Raw genomic sequence first — 20,700 nt, 5'->3', positions numbered from 1 at the left:
TCGTTCCGATCCTCCCGTCGTCTCCAGGCCGCCCGCGCGGGTGAGGTTTCGCCGGCCGCACCTGGCGGCGTTGTCCGCCCTCGCGGCGGCGGCGTTTGGTCTGGTGGGCCTGCGCGCCGTCGACCTGCCGGGGCCGCGTCCTGTCACCGCCAGCGAGCGGCTCCGGATAGAGGTGGTGCATCCCGTCGAGCCCGACATCATCCCCGGCGCGCGCATGGACGTGGGCGAACTGGTCGATGGCTTCCAGGGCGTCCCGCCTCCGCCGCCGCCCCTGACCGATGTAATCCGGGCGTCGGCCGAGGGCTGGATCGAAGATCTGCCGCCGCTGCCGCCGCCACCGTGGCGGAGACCCGCCGTCGAAGAGGTGGCGGCCGAACCGCCGCGACCGGAGGCGTCGAGGCCCCGCCGTGACGCTGGCCGCTGGTTCGGGTTCGATGCCCCGCGCAGGGACTACCAGGCAGAGCGGGCCGCTCGTCGGGCCCGGCTCGAAGCGCTGGATCGTCAGGCATGGGAGGAGCGCGAAGCTCGCCGCGAAGAACGGGACAGGCGCCGCGACGACGGGCGCCGGTGGGGCGACGACCGAGGGTCAGGCCAGAGCGATGGTCAGAGTGATCGGCGGCGCGCCGGCTGGCGCGAGGCCGCCGGCGACGATCGCATGCCGGATGCCGTGGCCGAACCCGAACGGCTGTCCGGTTCCGAAGACTGGCGGCCATGATCGCAGCGGTGTCGCATCAACTTGACCTGACGTGATCTTGGCACGCGCGTCCACGCGGTCTAGGTCGGTGGCTCAACCTCGTCAGGAGACGCACCATGGCCGATCTGGCCCAAGTCACCGAACACATCCGCGGCGCCGTGGGCGACAACTCCGGTCTGGGCAAGACCGTGAAGATCGACCTGGGCGACGCCGGCAAGATCTTCATCGACGGCGCCTCGGTCCCGAACACCGTGACCAATGAGGACAAGCCCGCCGACGCGACGGTCTCGATGTCGTGGGACGACTTCATGGCCCTGTCGAACGGCCAGCTCGACCCGATGATGGCCTTCATGCAGGGCAAGCTGAAGATCGCCGGCGACATGATGATCGCCCAGAAGCTGGCCCCGCTGCTGAAGCGCTGAGCTTGACCTGAGACAACGACCTCGACGGCGCGGTGTCCCACGGATGCCGCGCCGTTTGTCTTTCCAAGAAGGATTCCGCCATGGACTTCCGCCCCAGCGACAAGGCCCTGCACTGGCAGGAGCGCGTGCGCCGCTTCATGGAGGACAGGGTCCTGCCGCGCTCGGCCGAATACTGGGCCCAGGTTCGCGAGGACCACACGCGTCAGCCGCCGGTCATGGAGGAGATGAAGGCCCAGGCTCGCGAGGCCGGCCTGTGGAACATGTTCCTGCCCGGCGAACACGGCGCCGGCCTGACCAATCTGGAATACGCCCCGCTGGCCGAACAGATGGGCCGCGCCCTGTGGTCGGCCGAGGTGTTCAACTGCAACGCCCCGGACACCGGCAATATGGAAGTCCTTCATATGTACGGGAACGCCGAGCAGCAGGAGAAATGGCTCAAGCCGCTGATGGCCGGCGAGATCCGCTCGGCCTTCCTGATGACCGAGCCCGAGGTGGCCTCGTCCGACGCCACCAACATCCAGACCCGGATCGAACGCGACGGCGATCACTACGTCATCAACGGCCGCAAATGGTGGTCGACCAACATGGGCCACCCCAACGTCGCGGTGACCATCGTCATGGGCAAGACCGACCCCGACGCCTCGGTCCACACCCAGCAGTCGCAGATCATCGTCCCTGTCGACACCCCCGGCTTCCGGGTCGAGCGCATGCTCTCCGTCTTCGGCTATGACGAGCGCCCGATCGGCCACGCCGAGGTGGTGCTGGAGAACGTCCGCGTCCCCGTCGAGAACCTGATCGCCGGCGAGGGCCGCGGCTTCGAGATCGCCCAGGGCCGGCTCGGCCCGGGCCGCATCCATCATTGCATGAGGGTCATCGGAGCGGCCGAACGCGCGCTGGAGTTGATGTGCCAGCGGTTGCTGTCGCGCACCGCCTTCCGCAAGACCCTGGCCGAGCACTCCGTCTGGGAACAGCGCGTTGGCGAGGCGCGGACGCAGATCGAGATGTGCCGGCTGCTGGTGCTCAAGGCCGCGTGGATGATGGACAACGGCGGCGCCAAGAACGCCAAGTCCGAGATCGCCCAGATCAAGGTCGCCGCCCCGCGCATGGCGCTGCAGATCATCGACGACGCCATCCAGGCCTACGGCGGGGCCGGGGTTTCCGCCGACACCCCGCTGGCCGAGATGTACGCCATGGTCCGCACCCTGCGCATCGCCGACGGGCCCGACGAGGTCCACAACCGCACCATCGCCCGGCTGGAATACGGCAAGGCCACCTGAGAGCCGTCCGCCGAAAAAAACGGTGTGGCGGAGTCGGCAGGGTCGGCATTCACGCCGAGGAGATCAGGGGGGGCAGAGTCGGCAGAGTCGGCATCGGACAAGGCCGTGCCTGGCGGCGGCGCGACGAAGGATTCGGTTGTCAAAGACCCGGCGCCCTCCCGCAGGAAGGCGCGCGAGCGACAGTATGCGCCCGTCCGTTCCCCAGGCGGGCAGATCGGTTCGAGAAATCGGCAACCCCTTGTTATCGCGCGGCTCTGTCAGCGCTACTTTGATAGCAGTCGTGGAATAGCCAGCAGTGGGGCGGGCGGCGCCGGCTAGTAGCCGGTCACATCGTCCGGGTGCACGCGGCGGTTCGGCGAGCCGTCGAAGGCCCAGCGCAGGAAGCGCGCCGTCGTCAGCGCGCCGCCGCGCACCAGCCGCGTCGGCAGGGCGCGCGGGTGGGCGCGCGGCTGGGCGTGCATGGCCCGGGCCCAGTCCGGCAGCAGGTCGAGGCCGGCCTGCATGATCACCCCCGCCGCGAGATCGACCGCCGGCATGCCGACCGTCTGCCGCATCACCATGGCCGCCACCTCGTGCGTCCGGGCGTCGGCGCGCAGCCTGGGCCGGAACGACCGGATCAGGGCCTCCGCCTCGGCCCGGCTGCGGGGCAGGGGATCGGCGTGGAGGGCCTCGCCGATCCGGGCCGTCTCGGCGAAATAGGCGTCCTGCTCGGCCCGCGGCATGCGCGGCTCGGCGTAGCGGATCCAGGCGTCGAGAAAGCTGATGGTCTCGGTCACATGCACCCAGGCCAGCAGTTCCGGATCGCTGACCCGGTAGGGCGTTCCATCGGGCAGAACACCCCTCAGCTTCTTGTGAATGCGGTTCACCCTGTCGATGGCGGCGCGCCCGGCCTCCGCGTGGTCATAGGTGGTCACGGCGATGAATTTCGCCGTCCGCCGCAGCCGCCCGTGCATGTCGGCGCGGAAGTCGGAATGGTCCCAGACCCCGGCCAGCACGGCCGGATGCAGCATCTGCAGCAGCAGGCCGGAGACGCCGCCGATCATCATGGTGACCACATCGCCGTTGACCTTCCACGCCACCGAGTCCGGTGGAAACAGGGCGTCGGCGCGCCGCAGCACCGGGCGCTCGCCCTTCGAGGCGTCGTTGAAGACGTCGGTGATCTTCTGGCGGATCAGGGCCTTGACGGGATCAAAGGGCGGCATGGGCGCCGTCTATACCCTTTGGGCGCTCAGGATTGGACCTCGATTTCGTCCAGCGCCACGAACCCGGCCGCTGTCTCAAGCCGTATCCGATACCGCCCCGGCCGCAGCCACAGGACTGAGGCGCCGCCTTCATTGGGAACGAGAAATTGGTCGGCAGGGATGGCCGGATCGGGATCGCCATGGTGGAGGGCCTGAAGCAGCCGCGGGCCGGCGCCAGCCGGGACTTCGATCGGCTGTCGCCGCCGTTCGGCGTCGCGGGCCAGCCAGCCCGGCCGGCCGTCCACGTCCGCGACGGATGGGTGCAGCACGATCAGGTCAGTCTCCTCGCCGGTCAGCGCCCCCGGCTGGGGCGATTTGGGCATCAGCACCACGGCGCCGTCGGGTCGGAAGCGCTCAAGCAGGGCGCGAACCGGCGGGGCGTCCTCAACGTGCGGCCCGAAGGCGCCGACGCCGGACTGGCCCACGGTCAGCGGATCGATGCCCGTATCGCGCCTGAAACGGGCCGCGAACATCCCCCCGCCGGTTTGCTCGGCGATGTGCCCATAGCCCGCGAAGACAAGCACCTTGGCGTCGGGCTCGCGCGCCAACACCGCGGCGAGGTTATCTGCCTGGGCCTGTTCGCGGGAAACGAAATTTGCGTTGCTCAGTGGCGATCCGGACGCGCGCTGTTCCTCACGCTGCTCGTAAGCGACGAGGCGGTAGCCGAGCGCCAGCGCTTCCCGGACCGCCTCGGCGAAGACCGGGTCTTGCACATACCAGCCAACCCCCATGCCCACCGGATCCCCGCGGGCCAGCGTCGCCACCGCGGGCGTGAAGGCTTCGGCCGCGAGGTGGGTGAAGCCATCCGCGCGCAGTCTGGGCAGCAGACGCCCCAACAGGGCGCGGTGGCGCGAAGCGTTGTGCGCCTCGTTGAGCATGACCACGCGCCGGTCGGCTGCCGCGCGAGCGATGGCCTCCACCGCCTCCACCGCCTCATAGGCGTCAGGCTCCAAAGGAGCTGTGCTTGAATTTTGCGCCCGGAAGGCGATCTTCTCGGCGCTCAGGAAGCTGGCGTATTGGGTGATCCCGTCGCGCAGGACGTGCGGAATCCACTCTTGCTCGCCGCCGTACTGCTGTTCCAGCCGTGCCCGTTCGCCCGCCTCATCGGTCAGTTCCAGCCAGCGGGGGAGGTAGCGGCCTTCACTGGCCAGAAGCATTTGCGCCGGGACGGTTTCGCGCTGTGCGGCCCCGGCCGGGGCGACCGCCGCGATCAAGGGAGCAATCGCCGCCGCGCTCACGACTCCGCGCCTTGAAATCCGCATTTTCGCTCTCTGTGATCACTAAGACGCGGGCTCCACCTTGACGTGATTTCACGCGTCCCGCCACGCCTTCAGCGCCTCGATGGCCCGCAGGCTCATCAGCCGCTTCTTCGCCCGCCCGCGGTCCTTGGGATTGATCCGCCGACCCTCGGCGTCGACCTTCGGCGCCTCCAGCGGCGGCAGAAGGCCGTAGTTGATGTTCATCGGCTGGAATTTCGAGCCTTCCAGATGGCCGCCGGTGATGTGTTCGACCAGCGCCCCCATGGCGGTCTCGGGCGGCGGCGGGGCGAGGTCTCGGCCGAGCGCCTGGGCCGCCGCCAGCCGGCCGGTGAGCAGGCCCATGGCGGCGCTCTCGACATAGCCCTCGACGCCCGTCACCTGTCCCGCGAAGCGCAGGCGCGGCATGGCCTTCAGCCGCAGCTGGCGGTCCAGCAGCTTCGGCGAATTGAGGAAGGTGTTGCGGTGCAGTCCGCCCAGCCGCGCGAACTGGGCGTCCTGCAGGCCGGGGATCATGCGGAACACCTCTGCCTGGGCCCCATGCTTCAGCTTGGTCTGGAAGCCGACCATGTTGAACAGGGTGCCCAGCGCATTGTCCTGGCGCAGCTGGACGATGGCGTGGGCCTTGACCTGGGGGTCGCGCGGATTGGTCAGGCCGACGGGCTTCATCGGACCGTGGCGCAGGGTCTCGCGGCCGCGCTCGGCCATGACCTCGATCGGCAGGCAGCCGTCGAAATAGGGGACGTTCTCCCAGTCCTTGAACTCGGCCTTGGGTCCGGCCAGCAGGGCGTCGATGAAGGCCTCGTACTGCTCGCGGTTCATCGGGCAGTTGACGTAGGCCGCGGCGTCCCCGCCCGGTCCCTCCTTGTCGTAACGCGACTGCCGCCAGGCGATGTCGAAGTCGATCGAGTCGGCGTGGACGATGGGGGCGATGGCGTCGAAGAAGCTGAGGCTCTCCTCGCCCGTCGTCTTCAGGATGGCGTCGGCGAGGGCGGGGGAGGTCAGCGGTCCGGTGGCGACGATGACATTGTCCCAGTCCTTGGGCGGCAGGCCGGCGATCTCTTCGCGCACGATGGTGACCAGCGGGTGCGCCTCCAGCTTCGCCGTCACGGCTTGCGAGAAACCCTCGCGGTCCACCGCCAGCGCCCCGCCGGCCGGCACCTGGTTGGCGTCGCCGCAGGCCATGATCACCGAGTCCAGCGCCCGCATCTCGGCGTGCAGCAGGCCGACCGCGTTGTATTCCCAGTCGTCCGACCGGAAGGAATTGGAGCAGACCAGCTCGGCCAGGCCGTCGGTGTGGTGGGCGTCGGTCTTCACGCCGGGCACGCCGCGCATCTCGTGCAGGACGACGGGCACGCCCGCCCTGGCGATCTGCCAGGCGGCCTCGGAGCCGGCGAGGCCGCCGCCGACGACATGGACAGGGGAGGGGGAGGAGGTCATGCCGGGCTTCTAGCCGGGAGGCGCGGGCTGGGCTAGGCTGGCGCGCTTACCGGGGGAAGACATATGGCATTTCAGGCAATGGACGCGGCGCTCGAGGGCTTCCGCATCGCGCGCGAGAAGCCCAGGGCGATGCTGATCTGGGCGGCGGCGTCGCTGATGATCAGCCTGGTCTCATCGGTCGGCATGGTGGCCATGTTCGGCGGAACGCTGAACCAGTTCATGACCATGAGCCGCGAATCGAGCGCCGACCCGTCTGAGGCGTTCGCGATGCTCGGTCAGATGGCCGCGCTCTACGCCTTCCTGACGCCCGTCGCGCTTCTGGTCTTCGCCGTCTTCACCTCGGCGGTCTATCGGACGGTGCTTCGCCCCGCCGAGTCCGCCTTCGGCTATCTGAGGCTGGGCGCCACCGAATTGCGCATGGCTGTCGTGCTTCTCGTCCTCTTCCTCCTTGGCATCGTGGCGACCTTCTGCATCGTCCTGCTACTCGGCATCGTCGGTGGAATCGTCGGTGTCGGCATCGGGATGGGCGGCGAGGGCGTCGGCGCGGGGATCGCCTTCGTGGTCCTGATGATCCTCGTCTACATCGCCATGATCTTCGCCACCCTGGCCTTCTGGACCAAATTCTCGTTCGCGGGACCGATGACCTTCAACGAAGGGCGCATCCGCATCTTCGAATCGTGGGGCGCGACCAAGGGGCATTTCTGGTCGCTGCTGGGCTGCTACATCGTGGCCGGCATCCTCGGCATCGTGGTCTCGATTCTCGGCGCCCTGATCACCATGGCGGTGATGATGGGACTGGGCGGGGGCAGCGGAACCAACATCTTCAACATGCTGGAGTCGATGCAGGCGGACTACACCTCGATCGCCACCTTCCTGACTCCGGCGATCATCGCCAACCTGGTGATCAACTCCCTCTTCTCGGCCCTGACGTACGCCATCTTCCTCGCGCCGCCGGCCGTCGCCTACCGCGACATTCTGGGAATGAAGCCGAGCGCGGATACCTTCGCCTGACACCTGCAGCCGGTTTGGCGACCTGGAGGGACTCATGACGGGAATCGAACTCTACGCCCCGCGCAAGCCGCGCCACCGCCGGACCTGGACGGTCGCGGCCCTGGTGCTCGCGGTCGTCTTCATCGTCACAGGCCAGATCGCAGGCGCCGTGCCGGGCGTTCTGCTGGGCTTCCTTTCCCCGCAAGGGGAGGCCATCGGCTGGCAGGGCACCGCGTTCACGCTCGCCTCCTTCGCCTTCACCGCGGGCATCGTCATCCTGTGGGTCACGCTGTTCGAGCGAAGGGGGCTGGCGACGATCGGATTCAACGGCTCGGGGCCGAAGCGTTTTCTGCGCGGCTACGCCGTCGGTCTGGCGTTTCTCGTCGCGGTGGTCGGCATCATCTGGGCGCTGGGCGGATACCGCGTCGACGCGGGCGGAGCCTTCGCCGCGGCCAATGTCGGCGCCGCCCTGTTTCCCATTGTGGTCCTGATGCTGGGCTTCGTGATCCAGGGTTCGACCGAGGAAATACTCACCCGCGGCTGGCTCATGCAGGTCATCGCATCGCGCCACGGCCTCGCCTGGGGCTTGGGCCTGAGCTCTGTCCTGTTCGGCCTGCTGCACGCGCTCAATATCGAACCGTCGCCCGAACTCCTGACCGGCGTGCTGAACGTGATCCTGTTCGGCGTCTTCATCGGCATGTATGCGGCGCGCGAGGGCTCCCTGTGGGGCGTCTGCGGCTGGCATGCCGCATGGAACTGGCTGTTGGGCCTCGGCTTCGGGCTCGAGGTTTCCGGTCAGGTCATCGAAACCACGCCCCTGATCGTCGATCTGGGCACCCGGACCACCGTGCCCTGGTGGATCACCGGCGCCGCCTTCGGGCCTGAAGGCAGCGTCGTCACCACGGCCGTGCTGCTGATCGGATCCGCCATCCTGATCTTCAGGGGGCGCAGCAAGGATCACGGCGTCGTCGATGTCGCCGGAGACCCCGCCGCCTAGGCCCTCTTCTTCACGCGGGCGGGTTTGGGTTCGACGGAGCCGGCCAGCGCCGCCACCCGGGATTTGCGCCGCGCCTCGTGCCGGTCCAGCACCTCCTTGAGGTATTTTCCGGTCCAGCTCTTCGGATTGGCGGCGACCTGTTCGGGCGTGCCGACCGCGACGATCTCGCCGCCGCCGTCGCCGCCCTCGGGGCCGAAGTCGAGCAGCCAGTCGGCCACCTTGATGACGTCGAGATTGTGCTCGATCACCACGATGGTGTTGCCGTTGTCGACCAGCTCCTGCAGCACCTCGAGCAGCTTGCGCGTGTCCTCGAAATGCAGGCCGGTGGTCGGCTCGTCGAGGATGTAGAGGGTCTTGCCGGTGGCCCGTTTCGACAGCTCCTTGGACAGTTTGACCCGCTGGGCCTCGCCGCCTGACAGGGTGGTGGCGGACTGGCCGACCTTGACGTAGCCGAGACCGACCCGGTTCAGGGTCAGCATCTTGTCGCGGATCGAGGGCACGGCCTTGAAGAAGCTGGCGGCTTCCTCGACCGTCATGTCCAGAACGTCGGATATGCTCTTGCCCTTGAAGACGATTTCCAGCGTCTCGCGGTTGTAGCGCCTGCCCTTGCAGACGTCGCAGGTGACGTAGACGTCGGGGAGGAAATGCATCTCGATCTTGATCAGGCCGTCGCCCTGGCAGGCCTCGCAGCGGCCGCCCTTGACGTTGAACGAGAAGCGGCCGGGGCCGTAGCCGCGGGCCTTTGACTCGGGCAGGCCGGCGTACCAGTCGCGGATCGGCCCGAAGGCGCCGGTGTAGGTGGCCGGGTTGGAACGCGGGGTGCGGCCGATCGGGCTCTGGTCGATGTCGATGACCTTGTCGAACATCTCCAGCCCCTCGATCCGGTCGAAGGGAGCCGGGGCGTCCGAGGCGTTGTGCAGGCGGCGGGCGGCGGCCTTGTAGAGGGTCTCGATGGTGAAGGTCGACTTGCCCCCGCCGGAGACGCCCGTGACACAGGTGAACAGGCCGCCGGGAATCTCGCCGGTGACGCTCTTCAGATTGTTGCCGGTGGCGCCGCTGATCTTCAGCATCCGCTTGCGGTCAACCGGCCGGCGGCCCTCGGGCGGCAGTTCGATCTCGCGTTCGCCGGTCAGGTATTTGCCGGTCAGGGAGTTCGGGTTGGCCATGACGTCGGCCGGCGTGCCCTGGGCGCAGACCTCGCCGCCGTGGATGCCGGCGGCCGGCCCCATGTCGATGACATAGTCGGCCGTCAGGATGGCCTCCTCGTCGTGCTCGACCACCAGCACGGAGTTGCCGAGGTCGCGCAGGCCGCGCAGGCTCTCCAGCAGGCGCGAGTTGTCGCGCTGGTGCAGGCCGATCGAGGGCTCGTCCAGCACGTACAACACGCCCGTCAGACCCGAACCGATCTGGGAGGCGAGGCGGATGCGCTGGCTCTCGCCGCCGGACAGGGTGCCCGAGGCGCGCGAGAGGCTGAGATAGTCGAGGCCGACGTTGTTGAGGAAGCGCAGCCGGTCGGTGATCTCCTTCAGGATGCGGCGCCCGATCTCCATCTGCTTGTCGGTCAGCTTGTCGGCCAGCCCCGTGAACCACTCGTGGGCGTGCCTGATCGACAGCCATGACACCTCGGCGATGTCCGTGCCGGCCACCTTGACGGCCAGGGCCTCGGGCTTGAGCCGCTTGCCGCCGCAGGCCTCGCACGGGGTCTCGGACTGGAACCGGCCCAGTTCCTCGCGCACCCATGCGCTGTCCGTCTCGCGCCAGCGCCGCTCCAGGTTCGGCAGCACGCCCTCGAAGACCTTCGACACCTCATAGGTGCGGGCGTTGTCGTCGTAGCGGAACTTGATCTTCTCGGCGCCGGTGCCGTGCAGGATCACCTGCTGCGCCTGCGCCGGCAGTTCGCGCCACGGCTTGTCCATGGAGAAGCCGTAGTGGCGGCTCAGCGATTGCAGGGTCTGGGTGTAGAGCGGCGACGGTCCGCGCGACCACGGGGCGATGGCCCCCTTGTGCAGGGTCTTGTCGCGGTCCGGCACGACGAGATCGGCGTCAAAGGCCAGCTTGACCCCCAGGCCGTCGCAGACGGGGCAGGCGCCGAACGGATTGTTGAACGAGAACAGCCGCGGCTCGATCTCGCTGATGGTGAAGCCGGAGACCGGGCAGGCGAACTTTTCCGAAAATGTCAGCCGGCGCGGCTCCTTCTCGCCCTCGGCGACATTGGCCCACTCGGCCACGGCGATGCCGTCGGCCAGGCCAAGGGCGGTCTGAAGGCTGTCGGCGTAGCGGCTTTCCAGCCCCGCCTTGGTGACGATCCGGTCCACGACGATGTCGATGTCGTGCTTGAACTTCTTGTCCAGCGTCGGCGCGTCCTCGATGGCGTAGAACTCGCCGTCGATCTTCAGCCGCTGGAAACCCGAGCGCTGCCACTCGGCCATCTCCTTCTTGTACTCGCCCTTGCGCCCGCGCACGACCGGGGCCAGCAGCAGGATGCGCTCGCCCTCTGGCAGGGCGGCCAGCTTGTCGACCATCATGGAGATGGTCTGGCTCTCGATCGGCAGGCCGGTCGCCGGCGAATAGGGCACGCCCACGCGCGCCCACAGCAGGCGCATGTAGTCGTGGATCTCGGTCACCGTGCCGACCGTCGAGCGCGGGTTCTTCGAGGTGGTCTTCTGCTCGATCGAAATGGCGGGCGACAGACCCTCGATCAGGTCCACGTCGGGCTTGCCCATCAACTCGAGGAACTGGCGGGCATAGGCGCTCAGGCTCTCGACGTAGCGGCGCTGTCCCTCGGCGTAGATGGTGTCGAAGGCCAGGGAGGACTTCCCCGATCCGGACAGGCCGGTCATCACCACCAGCTGCTCGCGCGGGATGTCGAGGTCGACGCCCTTGAGATTGTGCTCGCGCGCGCCGCGCACGCGGATGAAGTTGTGCTTTTCGGTCATGAGGCCTGAAGGCTTGGGAGTCCGGGAACGCGGAAGGGCCGGGCAAGCTCCGGCGCGACAGCGCTATATGGGGATTGGTTCGCGGGATTCAGCAAGAACATTGTAGGAACAAACCTCTCGCGATGCCAGCCTGCTGACAGTTTCTGGCAGCAGGCCCGCCCCGGGCCTCCGAACTTCGGTGGATTGGCGACGAGGTTGTGTCCGAGTAGCGTCCAGACGGGGGGACAGATCATGCACCGAAGAAGGCTCCTGGGACTGCTGGCCGTCGGCGCCCTGGCGGCGTGCTCGATGCCGAGCATGGAGGGCGACGCCGAGCGGGCAGCTCAGGCGCAGGCGCTGTACGGCGATCTGGTCGAAGGCCGCGACGACGCCCTGCTGGCCCGGATGTCTTCCGGCAATGACCCCGCGACCGTGAGGGCTCAGCTGCCGATGATCCGGTCGTTCGCTCCGGCCGGCGCCGCGCCGGAGCCGAAACCGCTCGGATGGCGGTCGTACGCCGGCACGGGAGGCCAGCGCTATTCGCTGGCCCAGGAGTACGACTATCCGGACCGGGTTGTTCGCACCGACACCACCTTTGTGAAGGAGGGTGAGGCGTGGAAGGTCGAGAGCTTCAACGTCAACGCCCGCATGAAGCCCGGGACGGCGGCGCCAGTGCAAATACCGGTGGCGGCCAGTTAGGCCTCGGCCGGCGTCCAGGCTTCGGTCGGCCGCAGGTACCGCTCGCCCTTGCCCAACAGCACCCCGTTGGCCCCGGCGATGCCCAGCTCGAGGCTCTCGGCGATGCGGCGGGCCCGTTCGATGAAATGGTCGGCGGCGGCGGGCGGGCACAGGTCGCGCGCGGTGGCCTCGAACAGCTCCAGCCAGCGATCAAAGTGACGGGCGTCGACCGGCAGGGGAAGGTGCTTCGGCATCGGCCGCCCGTGATAGACGCCGCTCATCAGCGCCACCGACGACCAGAACATCCGCATCTGCTCCAGGTGGGGGGCCCAGTCCTCGATACGGTCGTTGAACACGGGGCCGATCAGCGGATCGGCGCGCACCCGATCGTAGAAGCCGTCGACCAGCCGGGCGATCATGCTCTCGTCGATGCCGGTTTCAGCGCGGATCTGCTCGACGATCGCCGCGCGGCGGCCGGCGGCGTCCTGGGGGTCGGCGGCGTGGCTCATGCTCGCCATGTAGGGCGCGAATGCGCCTCAGGCCAGCGTCCGCGGCGTCGCAGCCACGGCGCCGGCGAGCGCCGGTAACGGCTTCGTCACTCGCGCCAACCGTCGAAAATGCTTGCGAAGCCCGGGTCTGGCGCCCATCCTGTCATTTCGAGTGAGTTCACTGGAGGCCCGACGAACATGATCAGCGCACTGGGAATTGGTTTCGCCCTTTCCGCTTCGCTGCTCGCGTTGGTCCATGTCCTCACCCAGCCTCGCCCCAAGCCCGTCCCCATCCGCATTCGTGACGCTCGATCGCGTCGCGGCCCGGACGCCTGACGGCCACACCCTATTCTCTGACCTCAGCCTCGCTTTCGGGCGCGAGCGCACGGGCCTCGTCGGCCGCAACGGCGTCGGGAAGACCACGCTGCTGCGTCTCGTCACAGGCCTGATCGAGCCTGTCGAGGGCTCGGTCTCGCGCGCGGGGAAGGTCGGCTGGCTGGAGCAGAGGCGCGAGCCCGGCGCCGGCGAAACCATTCTCGACCTTCTCGGCGTCGCGCCGGCCATGGCGGCTGTTCGCCGCGTGCTGGCAGGGGAGGGCGGCCCGGACGATCTCGCCGCCGCCGACTGGATGCTGGAGGGCCGGATCGAAGCGGCGCTCGCCGACGTCGGTCTGCAAGGGACTGACCCCGATCGTCCGGCGGCGACGCTGAGCGGAGGCGAGCAGACCCGTGTCCGTCTCGCCGCCCTGCTTCTCGAGCAGCCTGACCTACTGGTGCTGGACGAGCCCACCAATCATCTGGACGTCGAGGGCCGCGCGGCCGTCGCCGACCTGCTGGACCGCTGGAAGGGCGGCGTCGTCGTCGTCAGTCACGACCGCGCCCTGCTCCGCCGCATGGACCGGATCGTGGAGCTGTCCGGCCTCGGCGCCGCAACCTACGGCGGGAACTATGACCTCTACGCGGAGCGCAAGGCGGCGGAGCGGGCGGCGGCGGAACGCAATCTCGACGTCGCTGAAAGGAACACCGCCCAGGCTGCGCGCGAGAGCCAGAAGTCGCTGGAGAGGAAGGCGCGGCGCGACAAGGCGGGACGCGCCTTCGCGGCGAGGAAGTCGGAGCCCAAAATCCTTCTGGGCGCGATGGCCGAGCGGGCCGAGAATTCGGGCGCACGGGAAGATCTGCTGGCCCGGCGTCGCGCCGAGGCGGCGGAGACCGAGCTCAACGAGGCGCGCGAACGGGTCGAACGGGTCAGGGCGATGGCCATTCCCATGCCCTCGACCGGTCTCGCCCCCGGGAAGACGGTGCTGGTGCTGGACGAGGCCGCCTGGGACGCGCCGGGCGGCCGGCGCATCGTCGGTCCGGTTTCGCTGAGGATCACCGGTACGGAGCGGGTGGCGATCACCGGTCCCAACGGCGCTGGCAAGTCTACCCTCCTGCGGCTGATGTCAGGTCAACTGAACCCGGGCAGTGGCGCGGTCGAGCGTCCCGTGCCGGCTGCCCTGCTGGATCAGGAAGCGGCGCTGCTCAGGCCCGACGAAACCCTGCTGGACGCCTGGCGGCGCCTGAACCCGGACGCGACGCCCAACGACGCGCATGCGGCGCTCGCCCGCTTTCTGTTCCGCAACACGGCGGCGCAGCGCATCGTCGGAACCCTGTCCGGCGGCGAGCGCCTGCGCGCCGCCCTGGCCTGCGTGATGACCGGAACCCGGCCTCCGCAATTGCTGATCCTCGATGAGCCGACCAACCACCTCGACCTGGACTCGATAACGGCGGTCGAGACGGCGCTGACGGCCTACGACGGGGCCGTGATCGTGGTCAGCCACGATCCGGACTTCCTGCGGGCGATCGGGGTTCAGCGGACGCTGGAGCTCAGGCGGTGCGATTGAAGGCTACGGCCCGGCCGTCGCCGGCGTTGGCCCGACCGCTGGCTCCATAGGCCGACGGGCTGCCGCGCTGGGCGGCGACTTCGGCGGCGATCGTCTGGACCAGACCCTCAGAGATGATCCGCGCCGCCTCGATGGCGCGGGCGTGGCGGCTCAGGACCGCCTCGAAGGCTTCGGTGACACGGATCAGGGCCTTGCGCTCGGCCACCGGAGCCGCCGCCAGCACGCTGGGGTTGGCCTTCACCTGCGCCGACTCCCGGCGGTAGGCGTTTGCCATATCCTGCGTGCCCGCCAGGGTGGCGGCGGCGTCCTGCGGCCGGTGCGCCTCGAAAGCCCTGGCTTCGGCGCCGAGGCTGGCCGTCAGCCGCTCCGTCAGATCGATCAGCTGCCGCACCCGGGCGGTGGCGTTCAGTTCGGCGGTTCCGGTCATTGAGCCTGCTCCTGCATCTTCAGCATCTGGGCGACGACCTGGTCGGCCAGGCCGATGCCGCCGGCCTTGACGGTCTGTTTGGCCATGGCCTCGATCATGAAGCCGCGCCAGGTGCCCTCGGCCTCGCCGCCGCCGAAGGGTCCGTCGGTCGAAAGGCCCTCGAACATCGGCTTCAGCATCTGTGCCAGGAAGGAGGCCTCGAAGGCCTCGGCGGTGTCGCGCATCCGGGCGGTGGGCGCCGGCGCGGACGGCGTCGGCTGGAGCAGGGCGGGGGAGACGGCGAGGTCGCTCATGCTCACATCACCTCGATGTCGGCCTGCAGCGCACCGGCCGCCTTGATGGCCTGCAGGATGCTGATCATGTCGCGCGGGCTGACCCCGAGGGCGTTCAGGCCGTTGACGAGGTCGGAGAGGGACGCCCCGCCGCCGACGATGCGCATCTGCCGGCCCAGCTCCTCCTCGACCGAGACGTCCGACTGCGGCACGACCACGGTCTCGCCTCCACGGCTGAAGGGCTCGGGCTGGCTGACCATCGGCGTCTCCTGCACCGAGACGGTCAGGTTGCCCTGGGCGATGGCCACGGTGGAGACCCGCACCGCGTCGCCCATGACGATGACGCCGTTGACCTCGTCGATGATCACCTTGGCCGGCGCGTCCACGGCGACGGGCAGGTTCTCGACCCGGCTGATGAAGCCCGCCATGCCCATCTGTCCCGGCGCGCGCAGTGCGATGACGGTGCCGTTCTCGGCCAGGGCGGCGTTCGGATAGACCTGGTTGATGGCGGCGGCGACGCGCTGGGCCGTCGTGAAGTCCGGGTTGCGCAGCGTCAGGCGGACTTCGTTCATATTGGCCAGGTGGAAGCCGGTTTCGCGCTCCACCGTGGCGCCCGAGGCGATGCGGCCCGCCGTTGGCACGCCCCGCGTGACCGACGAGCCCGAAGCTCCCGAAGCGGACACCGCGCCCGTCTGGATCGAACCCTGGGCCACCGCATACACCTCGCCGTCGGCGCCCTGCAGGCTGGTCACCAGCAAGGTGCCGCCCAGCAGGCTCTTGGCGTCGCACATGGACGAGACGTTCACGTCGATGCGCGCGCCCGGCGTGGCGAACGGCGGCAGTTCGGCGGTCACCATGATGGCGGCCATGTTCTTGGAGTTGGCGTTCGAGCCGCGGATATTGACGCCCAGCCGCTCGGTCATGCCCTCCAGCGACTGGCGGGTGAAGGGGCAGTTGCGCAGGCTGTCGCCGGTGCCGTTCAGACCAACCACCAGGCCGTAGCCGACCAGCTGGTTGGTGCGGACGCCTTCGATAGCGGCGATATCCTTGATCCGCGACTGCGCCATCGCGGGGGCCGCGAATCCCGCCAGGGCGGCGGCGGTGAGGAGGGAGGCGAGCAGTTTCTGCATCGGTACGGTGTCCGCGAACTGTTGTGCCTGCTGCGATGCCAGCACCGTGCCAACCGGAAAACCCAGTCAATTCAGTCTCTGCTGGTGCGGCATGCCTTGGTCATGCGGCAGAAACTGCCGGGGCGTTAACCAAACGGTGACCCGGAGCCGACGAAGGTCCGGCATGTTCTGGAGTCGCAATCCATGAAGGTCACCGGCCCCTCAGGCCCGTCCTCCTCCCAGGGACCTCGCCCCACGAAAGCGGCAGGCGGCTTCTCCGTGCCCCCGGTCGGGGGCGGCGCGGCGGCTGGAGCGGCGACGGCCGCGGCCGCCACGACCGGCGTGGCGGGCGTGTCGGCCCTGATGGCGCTGCAGGGGGTCGAGGACGCCACCGAGCGGCGGCGGCGCGCCATCCGCCGGGGCGGCGGCCTGCTGGATCGTCTGGACGAGTTGAAGCTGGCGCTGCTGGCCGGCGAGGCCGGAGAGGCGACGCTGGAGCGCCTCGGCCGGGGCCTGCGAGAAGAGCGGCCGATCGACGCCGATCCGGGCCTGAACAGTCTGCTGGCCCAGATCGATCTGCGGGCCGCGGTTGAGCTGGCCAAGGCCGATCTTCGCCGCAGCGCAGCATAAGTCGGCGAAATCTTTCGCAAAAGCGCGCTCGGCAAGCCTCGGGTGATGAAGAAATGTCACGCTCGCGCGCCGACCCGATCAATCGTCGGTCACGCTCGCGCGAGCGTTGTTGCCGCGACTCTTCGCCATCCCTATACGCAGCACTGCGCCACAGGGGGGCGCTGTTGAGAGCGTGAGTGCGATGAACGCATTGGCGTCTGCGAGCGAGCCGAACACTTATCGGCCCTCCGAGGACGAGCCGTTCATGAACGAACGGCAGCAGGCCTATTTCAAGGCCAAGCTCCTGGCCTGGAAGGACGAAATCCTTCGCGAGTCCAAGGGTACGGTCGTCAACCTCAAGGCCGAGACGGAAAATCATCCGGATCTCGTCGACCGGGCGTCGTCGGAATCCGACCGCGCCCTCGAGCTGCGGACGCGGGACCGCCAGCGCAAGTTGATCTCCAAGATCGACGAAGCGCTGCGCCGCATCGAGGACGGCTCCTACGGCTACTGCGAGGAGACCGGCGAGCCGATCAGCCTCGGCCGGCTGGAAGCCCGCCCGACCGCGACCCTCTCGGTCGAGGCCCAGGAACGGCACGAACGCCGCGAGCGTGTCCACCGCGACGACTGAGCGGCCGCCACGCCTTGACTTGGGCGGCTGCGAGCGCGACCTACCGCGCCTCGCTTTCAAGGTCGCTCCATGTCCGTCAAGGTTCGTTTCGCCCCGTCGCCGACGGGGAAGCTGCACGTAGGCAATGTGCGCACCGCGCTGGTGAACTGGATGTTCGCCCGCAACGCGCGGATCGGCGGGCAGGGCGGGTCTTTCGTCCTGCGCATCGACGACACCGACCTGGCGCGCTCCACGCCCGAGTTCGAGCAGGGTATCGAGGATGACCTGACCTGGCTCGGCCTGGTCTGGGACGAGCGCTACAACCAGTCGAAGCGGTTCGACCGCTATGAGGAAGCCGCCGCCCGCCTGAAGGCCTCCGGACGCCTCTACGCCTGTTACGAAACCTCGGAAGAGCTGGATCGCCGCCGCAAGGTGCAGCTGTCGCGCGGCCTGCCGCCCGTCTACGACCGTGCGGCCCTGGAGCTGACCGAGGCCGAAAAGGCCGCCTACGAGGCCGAGGGCCGCCGGCCGCACTGGCGCTTCAAGCTCGACGGCAAGCGCGTCGCCTGGGAAGACCTGTCGCGCGGCCACGCCGAGGTCGACACCGCCTCGATGTCCGACCCCGTGCTGATCCGCGAGGACGGCCTGTTCCTCTACACCCTTCCGTCGGTGGTCGACGACATCGACATGGGCATCACCCATGTGATCCGCGGCGAGGACCACGTCACCAACACCGGCGCACAGATCGAGATATTCGAGGCGCTCGGCGGCCCGGTGCCGGCCTTCGCCCATATGCCGCTGCTGGTCGGCGCCGACGGCCAGGCCCTGTCCAAGCGGCTCGGCTCCCTGTCCATCTCCGAGATGCGCGAGCAGGGCTACGAGCCGATCGCCATCACCAGCCATCTCGGCCGCATCGGCACCTCCGATCCGCTCGAGGTCGCACCCTCGATCGAAGCCCTCGGCGCGTCCTTCTCATTCTCGAAGATGGGGCGTTCGCCGGCCCGCTACGACACCGCCGACCTCGACCGCCTGAACGCCCAGGCGCTGCACGCCATGGACTATGCGACGGCCCGGCCGAGGCTCGCCGCGATCGGCTGCGATCTGGGCGAGCCTGTCTGGAACGCCCTGCGCCCGAACCTTCAGAAGTTCTCGGACGTCGTTGATCTGGAACGTATCATCAGCGGGCCGGTCACACCCGTCATCGATGATCCGGCCTTTGCCGCGGCGGCGCTTGAGGTCCTGCCGCCGAGCCTCGGGCCCGACGCCTGGTCCGTGTGGACCAATGCCGTCAAGGAACGCACCGGAGCGAAGGGCAAGGCTCTGTTCATGCCGCTGCGCCACATCCTGACCGGCCAGGAACACGGCCCGGACATGGCCACCCTGACGCCGCTGATCGGCCGGGAGCGCATCGTCAAACGCCTGTCCGGCGAGACCGCCTGAGGCTCATCGCCGGACAAGGAAAGGGCCGCCCCTCGAAAAGGGCGGCCCTTGTTCTTGCCAGGAAGCCTCGGACCGTCAGGCGTTGCAGGCGGCGATCTGTTCCGTCGTCAATTCGACGCCCTTGTAGCTGAACGCCGTCACCGGGCCGAAGCGGGCCACGACCCGGCGGCAGGCGCGCGTGGCGGGCTGGTTGGCGCCGCCCGTGGCGGTGCAGGTCGCGCCCTCGCAGCGCCAGGTGGCGCCGTCGATGATGGTGCGCGCGGCCGGGGCCTTGGCCGCGTCGGCGAGCACCGCGCTGGAAGCGGGGGCCTGGGCGATGGCCGGGGCGGCGACGAGCATGGCCGCGGCGATAAGCAGAACACGCATGGGGAGGTCTCCGAAACTGGAATGGGCGTGGATCCGCCCGGCGACGCCAGTGTCCGTTTTCATACGCAACTGTCAAGCGGCGTTTTCAAAAGAGACGCACGACCCACTGACTGACCAGTGATTACTTATCGCTGATCATGTTGCAAGTGAGGCATCTCGTCCGAGGCGCGCACAGCCTCGATTGCGGCCGACACGGTGTCGCAAACCAGCCACGCCTGTTTGAACGTCGCCGGGGTCATCCCCTCCTCGATGCTGTGGTCCATGACCGCCAGAAGCGAGTCCCAGAAGCCATTCAGATTCAAGAAGATGACCGGCTTGGCGTGCAGGTCGAGGCGTTTCCACGACAGCACTTCGATCGCTTCCTCCAGGGTGCCGACGCCGCCCGGCGCGACCACGAAGGCGTCAGACTGGTCGTACATGATGGTCTTTCGTTCGTGCATCGACGGCACGACCAGGGTCTCGACCTCGTCGAACAGCCGCTCCCGGCTGCGCAGGAAGCCGGGCATCACCCCCAGAACCCGCCCGCCGGCGGCGTGCGCAGCCCGCGCCGACGCCCCCATCAGGCCCACGCCGCCGCCGCCGTAGACGAGCCGCCAGCCCGCCCTGGCCGTCTCCTCCCCGAACGCCCGCGCCGCCGCCAGATATTCGGGACGGACGGTTTCGGACGAGCCGCAGAACAGGCAGACGGACTTGCCGTCGAACGGCTGGATGGTGACGGGCGACGACATGAGGCCTCTTGAAGACAGTGAAAGACAGCGGGCGCGCCGCCGCGCTATCTGGGGCGACACTCCTAACGGTCGGAGAGACAGGATGAAACGGGCGATGTTGTCCATGGTCGCGGCGGTGCTCGCGGGCGGCGTGGTCGCCTGTTCTCCGGAACCGCCCCAACAGGACAAGGCGAGCCCGGAGGCGGCCGGCGACTGGACCCGTCCGCCGGTGATCCAGCGTGTGGAGCGGGCCGGCTCCGCCCTCGTGGCGTCCGGCCTCGCCGAGCCGGACGCGCGCGTCGTGCTGCGCAGCGACGGGGGCGGGGCCTTCGCGGCCTCCGCCGACGCGAGCGGGCGGTTCGAGATTCGACTGCCGGCGCCCGCCGAACACCTCCTGCTCCGGCCGGAAACACAGGTGGGCCAGGACACGGCGCCCTCGCCGGACCGGCTGCTGATCCTGGCGGCCGGGCAGGGCCCGATCGTCGTGCTTCGTCCCGGCGGCCCGACGCGCCGGCTCGACGCGGCCCCGGTCCTGGGCGCCGTCGACAGCGACGGGCGCATGCGCCTGGCCTCCGGCCGGGCCCCCGGACTCGCGCAGATAGAGGTGCGCAGCGGCGGCGAAACCGTGCAGGTGGACCCGGACGCCCAAGGGCGCTGGAGCGTCATGCTGGCCCCCCACGACGGCCCGGATCAGATCCAGGTCGCCGGCCGCGATTTCAACTGGCCTGGTGAGCCCGGCTCGCCCGCGGGCGGGCTGGCGGTGGAACGGATCGGCTCAGGCTGGCGGGTCGCCTGGACCGGCCCGGGCGGCGCCCGCCAGGCGACCTGGCTGCCTGATCTCGGGGCGCCATAGGAGGGTTTACGCGCCGTTAACCAATTC

Annotated in this window: 21 protein-coding genes; 11 read left to right on the top strand and 10 right to left on the bottom strand. The window is 68.9% G+C overall.

Annotated features, from left to right (window positions below; all coding sequences use genetic code 11):
• The first annotated feature begins 70 nt into the window (after positions 1-70).
• From VEA62_RS05015 to VEA62_RS05005, 3 genes are all read left to right on the top strand, one after another.
• Positions 71-715 carry a hypothetical protein gene (locus tag VEA62_RS05015; RefSeq protein WP_324819228.1) on the top strand — a complete coding sequence of 215 codons (645 nt, stop codon included), beginning with the start codon at positions 71-73 and terminating at the stop codon, positions 713-715.
• 95 nt (positions 716-810) lie between these two features.
• On the top strand, positions 811-1,116 hold the full coding sequence (locus VEA62_RS05010) for an SCP2 sterol-binding domain-containing protein (protein WP_324819225.1): 306 nt from the start codon (positions 811-813) through the stop codon (positions 1,114-1,116).
• Positions 1,117-1,196: 80 nt separating this feature from the next.
• Positions 1,197-2,393 carry an acyl-CoA dehydrogenase family protein gene (locus tag VEA62_RS05005; RefSeq protein ID WP_324819222.1) on the top strand — a complete coding sequence of 399 codons (1,197 nt, stop codon included), beginning with the start codon at positions 1,197-1,199 and terminating at the stop codon, positions 2,391-2,393.
• 314 nt (positions 2,394-2,707) lie between these two features.
• On the opposite strand, the gene VEA62_RS05000 is transcribed toward VEA62_RS05005, so the two are convergent.
• The 3 genes from VEA62_RS05000 to trmFO form a co-directional block, all read right to left on the bottom strand.
• Positions 2,708-3,595 carry an oxygenase MpaB family protein gene (locus VEA62_RS05000; RefSeq protein WP_324819220.1) on the bottom strand — a complete coding sequence of 296 codons (888 nt, stop codon included), beginning with the start codon at positions 3,593-3,595 and terminating at the stop codon, positions 2,708-2,710.
• 26 nt (positions 3,596-3,621) lie between these two features.
• Positions 3,622-4,872, bottom strand: a complete 1,251-nt coding sequence (locus tag VEA62_RS04995; RefSeq protein ID WP_324819217.1) for a hypothetical protein — start codon at positions 4,870-4,872, stop codon at positions 3,622-3,624.
• 72 nt (positions 4,873-4,944) lie between these two features.
• Positions 4,945-6,330 (bottom strand): methylenetetrahydrofolate--tRNA-(uracil(54)-C(5))-methyltransferase (FADH(2)-oxidizing) TrmFO, encoded by a 1,386-nt coding sequence (gene trmFO / locus VEA62_RS04990; RefSeq protein WP_324819214.1) that lies wholly within the window; start codon positions 6,328-6,330, stop codon positions 4,945-4,947.
• Positions 6,331-6,393: 63 nt separating this feature from the next.
• Between trmFO and VEA62_RS04985 the strand changes: the two genes are divergently transcribed.
• Positions 6,394-7,341: a hypothetical protein gene (locus tag VEA62_RS04985; RefSeq protein WP_324819211.1), complete on the top strand. Its 948-nt coding sequence runs from the start codon at positions 6,394-6,396 to the stop codon at positions 7,339-7,341.
• A gap of 34 nt (positions 7,342-7,375) precedes the next feature.
• Positions 7,376-8,317, top strand: coding sequence for a type II CAAX endopeptidase family protein (locus VEA62_RS04980; protein WP_324819209.1), 942 nt, complete (start codon positions 7,376-7,378; stop codon positions 8,315-8,317).
• Here the strand turns inward: VEA62_RS04980 and uvrA are convergent.
• Positions 8,314-11,253 (bottom strand): excinuclease ABC subunit UvrA, encoded by a 2,940-nt coding sequence (uvrA, locus tag VEA62_RS04975; RefSeq protein ID WP_324819207.1) that lies wholly within the window; start codon positions 11,251-11,253, stop codon positions 8,314-8,316. The two genes, VEA62_RS04980 and uvrA, sit on opposite strands and share 4 nt — an antisense overlap.
• 231 nt (positions 11,254-11,484) lie before the next feature.
• Between uvrA and VEA62_RS04970 the strand changes: the two genes are divergently transcribed.
• A complete protein-coding gene (locus VEA62_RS04970; protein WP_324819204.1) occupies positions 11,485-11,931 on the top strand; it encodes a hypothetical protein in 447 nt (148 codons plus the stop codon).
• On the opposite strand, the gene VEA62_RS04965 is transcribed toward VEA62_RS04970, so the two are convergent.
• On the bottom strand, positions 11,928-12,419 hold the full coding sequence (locus VEA62_RS04965; RefSeq protein WP_324819201.1) for a group III truncated hemoglobin: 492 nt from the start codon (positions 12,417-12,419) through the stop codon (positions 11,928-11,930). The two genes, VEA62_RS04970 and VEA62_RS04965, sit on opposite strands and share 4 nt — an antisense overlap.
• Positions 12,420-12,654: 235 nt before the next feature.
• Here VEA62_RS04965 and VEA62_RS04960 point away from each other — a divergent pair, with 235 nt between their 5' ends.
• A complete protein-coding gene (locus tag VEA62_RS04960; RefSeq protein ID WP_324819198.1) occupies positions 12,655-14,280 on the top strand; it encodes an ABC-F family ATP-binding cassette domain-containing protein in 1,626 nt (541 codons plus the stop codon).
• Here the strand turns inward: VEA62_RS04960 and VEA62_RS04955 are convergent.
• The 3 genes from VEA62_RS04955 to VEA62_RS04945 are packed head-to-tail and all read right to left on the bottom strand — an operon-like array spanning position 14,264 to position 16,109.
• Entirely contained in the window at positions 14,264-14,707 is a 444-nt protein-coding gene (locus VEA62_RS04955) for a flagellar basal-body protein FlbY (protein WP_324819195.1), read from the bottom strand. The genes VEA62_RS04960 and VEA62_RS04955 overlap by 17 nt on opposite strands.
• Entirely contained in the window at positions 14,704-15,000 is a 297-nt protein-coding gene (locus VEA62_RS04950; protein ID WP_324819193.1) for a rod-binding protein, read from the bottom strand. The genes VEA62_RS04955 and VEA62_RS04950 overlap by 4 nt, the downstream gene beginning before the upstream one ends.
• A 2-nt stretch (positions 15,001-15,002) precedes the next feature.
• Complete coding sequence (locus VEA62_RS04945; protein ID WP_324819190.1) at positions 15,003-16,109, bottom strand: flagellar basal body P-ring protein FlgI; 1,107 nt, start codon at positions 16,107-16,109, stop codon at positions 15,003-15,005.
• A 183-nt stretch (positions 16,110-16,292) separates the two neighbouring features.
• Here VEA62_RS04945 and VEA62_RS04940 point away from each other — a divergent pair, with 183 nt between their 5' ends.
• The 3 genes from VEA62_RS04940 to gltX all read left to right on the top strand — a co-directional run bounded on the left by VEA62_RS04940 (position 16,293) and on the right by gltX (position 18,747).
• On the top strand, positions 16,293-16,718 hold the full coding sequence (locus VEA62_RS04940; protein ID WP_324819187.1) for a flagellar assembly protein FliX: 426 nt from the start codon (positions 16,293-16,295) through the stop codon (positions 16,716-16,718).
• Positions 16,719-16,899: 181 nt separating this feature from the next.
• Entirely contained in the window at positions 16,900-17,328 is a 429-nt protein-coding gene (dksA, locus tag VEA62_RS04935; protein WP_324819185.1) for an RNA polymerase-binding protein DksA, read from the top strand.
• Between the two features lie 69 nt (positions 17,329-17,397).
• The gene (gltX, locus tag VEA62_RS04930; RefSeq protein ID WP_324819182.1) at positions 17,398-18,747 is read left to right on the top strand and encodes a glutamate--tRNA ligase; all 1,350 of its coding nucleotides are present in this window, start codon (positions 17,398-17,400) and stop codon (positions 18,745-18,747) included.
• 75 nt (positions 18,748-18,822) lie between these two features.
• Here the strand turns inward: gltX and VEA62_RS04925 are convergent, their stop codons facing one another.
• Positions 18,823-19,113, bottom strand: coding sequence for a CC_3452 family protein (locus VEA62_RS04925; RefSeq protein WP_324819179.1), 291 nt, complete (start codon positions 19,111-19,113; stop codon positions 18,823-18,825).
• A 125-nt stretch (positions 19,114-19,238) separates the two neighbouring features.
• Entirely contained in the window at positions 19,239-19,841 is a 603-nt protein-coding gene (locus VEA62_RS04920; RefSeq protein ID WP_324819176.1) for a TIGR00730 family Rossman fold protein, read from the bottom strand.
• Positions 19,842-19,923: 82 nt separating this feature from the next.
• On the opposite strand from VEA62_RS04920, the gene VEA62_RS04915 reads away from it, so the two are divergent.
• Positions 19,924-20,673 (top strand): hypothetical protein, encoded by a 750-nt coding sequence (locus VEA62_RS04915; protein ID WP_324819174.1) that lies wholly within the window; start codon positions 19,924-19,926, stop codon positions 20,671-20,673.
• The last annotated feature ends 27 nt before the right edge of the window (positions 20,674-20,700 follow it).

It is taken from the genome of Brevundimonas sp., assembly GCF_035627475.1.
Taxonomy (GTDB): domain Bacteria; phylum Pseudomonadota; class Alphaproteobacteria; order Caulobacterales; family Caulobacteraceae; genus Brevundimonas.
The sequence above is the reverse complement of the archived record's forward strand: the minus strand, read 5'-3'. Positions and strand labels throughout refer to the sequence as shown.

Coding starts and splice junctions, on each gene's coding strand:
- VEA62_RS05010 (WP_324819225.1), top strand. CDS start 811: ATGGCCGATCTGGCCCAAGTCACCGAACACATCCGCGGCGCCGTGGGC.
- VEA62_RS05005 (WP_324819222.1), top strand. CDS start 1,197: ATGGACTTCCGCCCCAGCGACAAGGCCCTGCACTGGCAGGAGCGCGTG.
- VEA62_RS05000 (WP_324819220.1), bottom strand. CDS start 3,595: ATGCCGCCCTTTGATCCCGTCAAGGCCCTGATCCGCCAGAAGATCACC.
- trmFO (WP_324819214.1), bottom strand. CDS start 6,330: ATGACCTCCTCCCCCTCCCCTGTCCATGTCGTCGGCGGCGGCCTCGCC.
- VEA62_RS04985 (WP_324819211.1), top strand. CDS start 6,394: ATGGCATTTCAGGCAATGGACGCGGCGCTCGAGGGCTTCCGCATCGCG.
- VEA62_RS04980 (WP_324819209.1), top strand. CDS start 7,376: ATGACGGGAATCGAACTCTACGCCCCGCGCAAGCCGCGCCACCGCCGG.
- uvrA (WP_324819207.1), bottom strand. CDS start 11,253: ATGACCGAAAAGCACAACTTCATCCGCGTGCGCGGCGCGCGCGAGCAC.
- VEA62_RS04970 (WP_324819204.1), top strand. CDS start 11,485: ATGCACCGAAGAAGGCTCCTGGGACTGCTGGCCGTCGGCGCCCTGGCG.
- VEA62_RS04965 (WP_324819201.1), bottom strand. CDS start 12,419: ATGAGCCACGCCGCCGACCCCCAGGACGCCGCCGGCCGCCGCGCGGCG.
- VEA62_RS04960 (WP_324819198.1), top strand. CDS start 12,655: ATGTCCTCACCCAGCCTCGCCCCAAGCCCGTCCCCATCCGCATTCGTG.
- VEA62_RS04955 (WP_324819195.1), bottom strand. CDS start 14,707: ATGACCGGAACCGCCGAACTGAACGCCACCGCCCGGGTGCGGCAGCTG.
- VEA62_RS04950 (WP_324819193.1), bottom strand. CDS start 15,000: ATGAGCGACCTCGCCGTCTCCCCCGCCCTGCTCCAGCCGACGCCGTCC.
- VEA62_RS04945 (WP_324819190.1), bottom strand. CDS start 16,109: ATGCAGAAACTGCTCGCCTCCCTCCTCACCGCCGCCGCCCTGGCGGGA.
- VEA62_RS04940 (WP_324819187.1), top strand. CDS start 16,293: ATGAAGGTCACCGGCCCCTCAGGCCCGTCCTCCTCCCAGGGACCTCGC.
- dksA (WP_324819185.1), top strand. CDS start 16,900: ATGAACGCATTGGCGTCTGCGAGCGAGCCGAACACTTATCGGCCCTCC.
- gltX (WP_324819182.1), top strand. CDS start 17,398: ATGTCCGTCAAGGTTCGTTTCGCCCCGTCGCCGACGGGGAAGCTGCAC.
- VEA62_RS04925 (WP_324819179.1), bottom strand. CDS start 19,113: ATGCGTGTTCTGCTTATCGCCGCGGCCATGCTCGTCGCCGCCCCGGCC.
- VEA62_RS04920 (WP_324819176.1), bottom strand. CDS start 19,841: ATGTCGTCGCCCGTCACCATCCAGCCGTTCGACGGCAAGTCCGTCTGC.
- VEA62_RS04915 (WP_324819174.1), top strand. CDS start 19,924: ATGAAACGGGCGATGTTGTCCATGGTCGCGGCGGTGCTCGCGGGCGGC.